Source organism: Streptomyces sp. NPDC043870 (assembly GCF_056435785.1).
On the sequence record NZ_JBWKDT010000098.1, the window covers coordinates 1 to 6,110 of the forward strand.

Below are 6,110 nucleotides of genomic sequence, written 5' to 3' on the forward strand. Positions count from 1 at the left end.
CCCCCCCCCCCCCCCCCCCCCCCCCCCCCCCCCCCCCCCCCCCCCCCCCCCCCCCCCCCCCCCCCCCCCCCCCCCCCCCCCCCCCCCCCCCGGGGTGTACGGGGACGGTCAGCCGTTGTTCTGGCCGTTGCCGGAGAGCACCGGGATGTCGTCCAGGATGTGCGAGAGCGCCTCGTCGCCCTTGGCCTGGGTCGAGTTCTCCGAGCACTGCTGGTTCTGCGGGCTGGCGAGGACGTTGATGTCCTGGACACCGACCGGCACGAGGCCCACGAGGGAACCGGCGCTGGCCTTGGCGGGCAGGGCGATGCAGGGCTTGTTCAGCGAACCCTGGATGAGCGCCATCTGCGGGCTCATGGCGCCGTACGTGGCCGAGTTCCCGAACATCTGCGACGCACCGACGCCGCTGGCGCTCGTGGTGCCCGTGTCGTTGCCGATGGCCAGGGCCTGCGGAGCCGCCGCGGCCGAGGCGCCGACGATGGACGCGGTGACGGCGGCAGCCGCCATAGCCTTCTTGATCACGACTGATCCCTTTCTGGGAGGTGAGAGAGGACCGAGAGAGCCCGTTCTCGGAGCCTCCTGACCAACTCGGACCCTCCGGAGTTGGTTCTTCCGCTTCACTCCAAAGGGCGGTGGGGAACGTGGCTGCGGCCGCTCGGAATTCTCTTTGCCGATCCAGCCGGTTTTCTCGATCCGACAGCGGTGCGATGAGGGCTGTTCGGGTGAAGTTCCGAAACCAAACGATTGCCGCTCAGTTTGAGTCGGTGCGCAGACGAGCTCGAGTGTTCCTGCAGAAAGGCAAGCAAGTGATGATCAAGAAGGTGATGGCCACAGCGGCCATCACGGCCTCCGTAATCGGTGCCTCGGCCGCAGCCGCGCCCCAGGCTCTGGCCACCGGCAACGACACGGGCACCACGACCGCCAGCGGCGTCGGCGCCTCTCAGGTGTACGGGAACTCGGCCACGTACGGTGCCATGAGCCCGCAGCTGTCCCTCGTCCAGGGTTCGCTGAACAAGCCCTGCATCGGCCTGCCCGCCAAGGCCAACGCCGGTTCGCTGGTCGGTCTCGTGCCGGTCGGTGTCCAGGACGTCAACGTCCTCGCCAGCCCGCAGGACCAGCAGTGCTCGGAGAACTCGACCCAGGCCAAGGGCGACGAGGCGCTGTCGCACATCCTGTCCGACATTCCGGTGCTGTCCAGCAACGGCCAGAACAACGGCTGACTTCAGTTTCCACCCCGATTCCTGGGAGTGGTCTGCCGGGCATCCGAGTGAATGCGCGGAGTCTGAATAGCCAAAGGGTTTCTTCGGCGGGACACGGCTCGTTGGTACGGCGTCAGTGGCATTGCCTGGTGCATTGCCATGACGCTGACATGACCGTCGAACAGAAGGAATCCGAGATGAAGTTGAAGACCACGACGGTGCTGGCGGGGCTGGTGATGGCCGTGGGCATGGCCTCGCCCGCCCTCGCGGACACCGGGACGTACGGCGTCGCAGCCGGTTCGCCGGGAGTGCTGTCCGGGAACGTTGTCCAGCTCCCCCTGCACATTCCGGTCAATGCGTGCGGCAACTCCGTCAACCTCATTGGCCTGCTGAACCCTGCGTTCGGCAACGTCTGTGTGAGTGACTGACCGTCAGTCCTCGCATACAGCCCCTGAAGGGTCGTTTTCCGCCGGTCCTGGGGCGTGCCGCCCGGCACCCCCAGGACCGGCTCGCGAAGCGAAAGCGGGAAGAACAAGAGATGCGACAGGTCATCAGCAAGGGAATTCTGACGGCCGCGGCGGCCACAAGTATTCTGTCCCTGAGCAGTGTGTACGCCAGTGCCGACTCCCAGGCCGAAGCGGAGGCCGCGGGCTCCCCCGGCGTGCTGTCGGGAAACAACGTCCAGGCACCCGTGGACGTGCCGGTCAATGTGTGTGGCAATTCCCTGAATGTCATCGGGGTGCTCAATCCGGCGTTCGGCAACAGCTGTGCCGCCGGCGCCGGCGCCGGCGCCGGCGCGGGCGAAACGGCGGGAGGCGGGTCCGGTGCCACCGCCGTGGGTTCGGCCGTGGGTTCACCGGGTGTCGCCTCCGGCAACGTCGTCCAGGCCCCGGTGAGCGTCCCGGTCAACGCCTGCGGGAACACCGTCGACGTGGTTGGCCTGCTCAACCCGGCTCTCGGCAACAACTGCGCCACCGGCGAGGTGGAGCCGCCGACGACGCCGGACACCCCGGATACGCCCGACACCCCGGATACGCCCGACACCCCGGATACGCCGGACACCCCGGATACGCCGGACACCCCCGACACCCCGGACACCCCGACGACGCCGGATACCCCGACGACGCCGGACACGCCGACCACGCCGGACACGCCGACCACGCCGGACACGCCGACCACGCCGGACACCCCGACGACCCCGAACACCCCGACCATGCCGAACACCCCTGAGGTGCCGGAGGTTCCGGAACTGCCGGGGACCGTGGTGCCCGTCGTGCACACGCCCGTCGACTCGTCCAGCACCTCCGACCAGCTGGCTCAGACCGGCAGCGACGAGGGCATGCTGGCTGCCGGGGCGGCCGCAGTGGGCCTGCTGGCCGGTGGCGCCCTGCTGTACCGGCGCGGGACGGCTGCCGCGCGGCGCTGAGCGACCCCGTATCCCCGCCTGATTCCCGGCCGGGAGAGTCTCCTCATCGGACTCTCCCGGCCGTGGTGCGTTGTCCGGCCGTTCTTCAGTTGTCCGCACGGCACACCGGACCCTCGCGGTGCTGGGAACCCGCCGCAGCCCCGCGGGCCGCGCGGCCGGGCACGACGTGCGCGCCCCCGGACCGTGCCGACGGCCGGCCCGGCTCCGACGGCCGGCCCGTGCTACTGGCCGATCGGCTTCCCGCTCCCGGGTCGTACGCCCGCCACGTCGCGGTACACGTCCGCGATCGCGCCCGCGGTGTGCCGTACGTCATGGGCGGACAGGACGTGCTGGTGGCCCTGACGGCCCAGCGCGGCGCGCAGGGGCGCGTTGAGCAGCAGATCTCCGACGGCCGTGGCCAGCGCGTACGGATCCTGAGGAGGCGTCAGACAGAACAGTGCCTGCCCCGGAGGCAGGCTTTCCCGGGCCCCGCCGACATCGGTGACGACGACGGACCGGCCGCAGGCCATGGCCTCCAGCGGGGTCAGCGCCATGCCCTCCCAGCGGGACGGGACGACGACCAGGTCGGCCGCCCGGTACCAGGGCGCCGCGTCCCGTTCGGCGCCGGCGAAGCGTACGGACGCGGGCGCGTCCACGCACAGGGTGGCGGCCTCGGGTCCGTCGCCGACCAGGGCGAGACAGGCGTTGGGCAGTCTGCGCAGGACGTACTCCCACGCCTTGAGCAGCACGTCCTGGCCCTTCTGCCGGCACAGCCGCCCCACGCACACCACGAGCGGCGCGGACTCGGGCAGGTCGGCGACCAGCGGCGGCAGGGCCCGTGGCCGGTCCTCAGGGGCGGGCCGGAACCGCTCGGTGTCCACACCGTTGGGGATGACGGTCCAGCGAGCGTCGATGCCCGCCCGCGCGGCCGTGCGCTGCTCCGCCTCACTGGCACAGACGACCTGGTCCGCCCAGCGTGCGCCGTACCGTTCCCAGCGGCGCGCGAGCCGGACGGCGATGCCGTCGGCCGCCTCGAAGGACCAGGTGTGCGGCTGGAACACGGTGGGGGTCCGGCCGCGCACGGCGAGCCGGGCGGCCAGCCCCGCCTTGGCGCCGTGTGCGTGCACGACCTGCGGGCGTACCCGCGCCAGGATCCCGGCGAGCTGCCGTACCTCGTGGAGCAGCAGAGGTCCGGCCGCTCGCCCGGCCCGCCACCGGTGGACATCGGCGCCGACCGCGCGTGCGGCGTCCGCGAGCACACCGCCGTCGGGGCAGGCCACGGCCGCCCGAAGGCCGGTGCGGACCTGGTCGGTCACCAGATCCCTGACGACTCGGGGGACCCCGCCGTCGACGGGCTGCACGACGTGGAGCACGGCCGGACGGCCCGGGTCGGGGTGCGGCAGGGACGACCCGGCCGGCGCCGTGTCCCGGACGCGCTCGATACCGTGCCGAGCCGGAACGAATTGTGGTTCGGCACGCATCGGAAAACGATCCGGATAGGGCCGGAACTCAGCAGGCTGCTCAGATCGTGGATTCCGATTCATATCCAAGGGTATTCAGATGAACGGGCCGGCGAACGGGTTTCGTCGTGTGCTCTTTGCGTGTTGGGGGCGAGTGGTGACTCTAGCTCCTTTTCTTTGGCGGCCGTACGGGCCGGATCGGGCCGGATTAATCCTTTTGGTGTTCGTCCGTGTCCGGAGTTCGCGTGTCCTCGTTGATGGTTGCGCCTCATCGGTAACCCGGAAGGAAGTAATGATGAAGCGAATCGCCAAGTCGGTTGTTTTTGCGGGCGCGGGCGCTGCCCTGGTCATGGGCGGCGCGGGAATGGCTGTCGCCGACAGCGGCGCGTCCGGCGTCGCCGAGGGCTCGCCCGGTGTCGCTTCGGGCAATGCGGTCCAGGTTCCCCCCCACGTGCCGGTCAACCTGTGCGGCAACACCGCCAGTGTGATCGGCCTGCTGAACCCGGCGTTGGGCAACGCCTGCGTCACCGAATGACATGCACGGCGTCCGGCGGCGCCCCGCCGCCGGACGCCGGCATTCATATCGGGCGACCGGTATTCACTCCATCGGCCGCACAACCTGGCAGTCCACGCTGCCGTTGAACTTTTGGACCGGGCAGTCACGCACGGCCACTGACCATTTGACCAAGGAGTGCTTCTCCATGTCGCGTACCGCGAAGGCTTTCGTCCTGTCCACCCTCGCTGCTGCCGCTGTTGCGGGCACCGCCGGAATCGCCACCGCCGACAGCGGTGCGATGGGCGCGGCGGCGCAGTCGCCGGGCGTGCTCTCGGGCAACGTCGTCCAGCTTCCCACCCACGTCCCGGTCAACCTCTGTGGCAACACCGTCGACGTGGTCGGCCTGCTGAACCCGGCCTTCGGCAACGCCTGCGCCACCGACTGACCGCCCTTCACGGCGTTCCCCGGGCCGCTCTCCCCGCCATGGTGGGGAGAGCGGCCTTTTCGCTCTGTCCGGTACGGCTCCCTCGTATGGCGGGTGCGGAACCCCATCGCGCGACACGCCCGGTGATCAAGTCCTCACCAGTGGAAACACTCCGAAGCGTGAACCAGGCACCCATCGACCCCGGCACGGTACGCAGTCGTTCGGTTGCGTTCGGTATCCGGCCCTCGCACGGTGATTCCAAGATCCGTCAATCACCGGAAGGGATTCTCATGCGTGCTCTGGCATCGCGACCCATCACTACGACCGCCCTCTCCCTCGCCCTCCTTCTGGGGGCCGCGGGTCCCGCGATGGCGGTTCAGGAGGAGGTTCCGCGGGCCGTCGCCGCCGAGGACACGGCCGACGCTCCGGTCCCCGGCGCCGAGACGGTCCTCGCGCAGGTCACAGTGCTGGACAACTTCGGTGGCGTGGTGGTCCCCGTCACCGATCTGCTCAAGGCTGTTCTGGCCGCCGACAACGGCCGGCTCGCCGCCGCGGACGCGACGAAGCACGCCGACGCCATCAAGACGGCCATCGCCGCGGCCAGAGCAGCGGCCGCAGACCCCGCGACGACGCCGACGACGCCCTCGATGCCGTCGACGCAGACCCCGCAGACTCCGGCTGCTCCGAAGCCGCAGGCTCCGCAGCAGCCCGAGGCGAGTGTGCTCGCCGCCATGGCCCGGGCGGACGTGGTGGAGGGCGCGCTGACGGCGCTGCAGCAACGGGTGGACGCGCTCGTCGCGGCCTCCACGTCGGGTGATGCCACGGCGGTTGCCGACGCACTGCCCGCGGCCGTGGAGGGTGTCGTCAATCTCGTCGCGGCCACGCTGCTGGGCGAAGGCCTCCCGGAGGCGAACCTCGTCGGGCTGCCGGCCCTCCCGAAGCTGCAGCCTGCCCAGGAGGACGCGCAGTCCGTGGCGCCGGCGCTCCCCGAGAGCTGAGCCGGGCCCACCTCAGCGTCACCGCTCGACGGTCGTGGGGGGGGGGGGGGGGGGGGGGGGGGGGGGGGGGGGGGGGGGGGGGGGGGGGGGGGGGGGGGGGGAGGGGGGGGGGGGGGGGGGGGGGGGGGGGG

The 6,110-nt window shown here is 71.0% G+C and carries 8 protein-coding genes; 6 read left to right on the forward strand and 2 right to left on the reverse strand.

All coding sequences use genetic code 11. From position 1 onward, the window contains the following. Positions 1-108: 108 nt before the first annotated feature. Positions 109-519: a rodlin gene (locus tag AC0699_RS38960; protein WP_478671137.1), complete on the reverse strand. Its 411-nt coding sequence runs from the start codon at positions 517-519 to the stop codon at positions 109-111. 287 nt (positions 520-806) lie between these two features. On the opposite strand from AC0699_RS38960, the gene AC0699_RS38965 reads away from it, so the two are divergent. The 3 genes from AC0699_RS38965 to AC0699_RS38975 all read left to right on the forward strand — a co-directional run bounded on the left by AC0699_RS38965 (position 807) and on the right by AC0699_RS38975 (position 2,622). Then, entirely contained in the window at positions 807-1,217 is a 411-nt protein-coding gene (locus AC0699_RS38965; protein WP_478671168.1) for a rodlin, read from the forward strand. A 149-nt stretch (positions 1,218-1,366) separates the two neighbouring features. After that, complete coding sequence (locus AC0699_RS38970; protein ID WP_478671142.1) at positions 1,367-1,624, forward strand: chaplin; 258 nt, start codon at positions 1,367-1,369, stop codon at positions 1,622-1,624. A gap of 110 nt (positions 1,625-1,734) precedes the next feature. Further along, complete coding sequence (locus tag AC0699_RS38975; protein WP_478671147.1) at positions 1,735-2,622, forward strand: chaplin; 888 nt, start codon at positions 1,735-1,737, stop codon at positions 2,620-2,622. A gap of 221 nt (positions 2,623-2,843) precedes the next feature. Here AC0699_RS38975 and AC0699_RS38980 read toward each other — a convergent pair whose 3' ends face one another. Further along, the gene (locus AC0699_RS38980) at positions 2,844-4,082 is read right to left on the reverse strand and encodes a glycosyltransferase (protein WP_478671152.1); all 1,239 of its coding nucleotides are present in this window, start codon (positions 4,080-4,082) and stop codon (positions 2,844-2,846) included. 274 nt (positions 4,083-4,356) lie between these two features. On the opposite strand from AC0699_RS38980, the gene AC0699_RS38985 reads away from it, so the two are divergent. From AC0699_RS38985 to AC0699_RS38995, 3 genes are all read left to right on the forward strand, one after another. Then, positions 4,357-4,596: a chaplin gene (locus AC0699_RS38985; RefSeq protein ID WP_478671172.1), complete on the forward strand. Its 240-nt coding sequence runs from the start codon at positions 4,357-4,359 to the stop codon at positions 4,594-4,596. 166 nt (positions 4,597-4,762) lie between these two features. Beyond that, positions 4,763-5,002, forward strand: coding sequence for a chaplin (locus AC0699_RS38990; protein WP_478671157.1), 240 nt, complete (start codon positions 4,763-4,765; stop codon positions 5,000-5,002). A 269-nt stretch (positions 5,003-5,271) separates the two neighbouring features. Beyond that, positions 5,272-5,979, forward strand: coding sequence for a hypothetical protein (locus AC0699_RS38995; protein ID WP_478671162.1), 708 nt, complete (start codon positions 5,272-5,274; stop codon positions 5,977-5,979). Positions 5,980-6,110: the final 131 nt, after the last annotated feature.

Excerpts from the sequence above, each read along its gene's own strand:
- AC0699_RS38965 (WP_478671168.1), top strand. The coding sequence starts at position 807 with ATGATCAAGAAGGTGATGGCCACAGCGGCCATCACGGCCTCCGTAATC.
- AC0699_RS38970 (WP_478671142.1), top strand. The coding sequence starts at position 1,367 with ATGACCGTCGAACAGAAGGAATCCGAGATGAAGTTGAAGACCACGACG.
- AC0699_RS38975 (WP_478671147.1), top strand. The coding sequence starts at position 1,735 with ATGCGACAGGTCATCAGCAAGGGAATTCTGACGGCCGCGGCGGCCACA.
- AC0699_RS38980 (WP_478671152.1), bottom strand. The coding sequence starts at position 4,082 with ATGCGTGCCGAACCACAATTCGTTCCGGCTCGGCACGGTATCGAGCGC.
- AC0699_RS38985 (WP_478671172.1), top strand. The coding sequence starts at position 4,357 with ATGAAGCGAATCGCCAAGTCGGTTGTTTTTGCGGGCGCGGGCGCTGCC.
- AC0699_RS38990 (WP_478671157.1), top strand. The coding sequence starts at position 4,763 with ATGTCGCGTACCGCGAAGGCTTTCGTCCTGTCCACCCTCGCTGCTGCC.
- AC0699_RS38995 (WP_478671162.1), top strand. The coding sequence starts at position 5,272 with ATGCGTGCTCTGGCATCGCGACCCATCACTACGACCGCCCTCTCCCTC.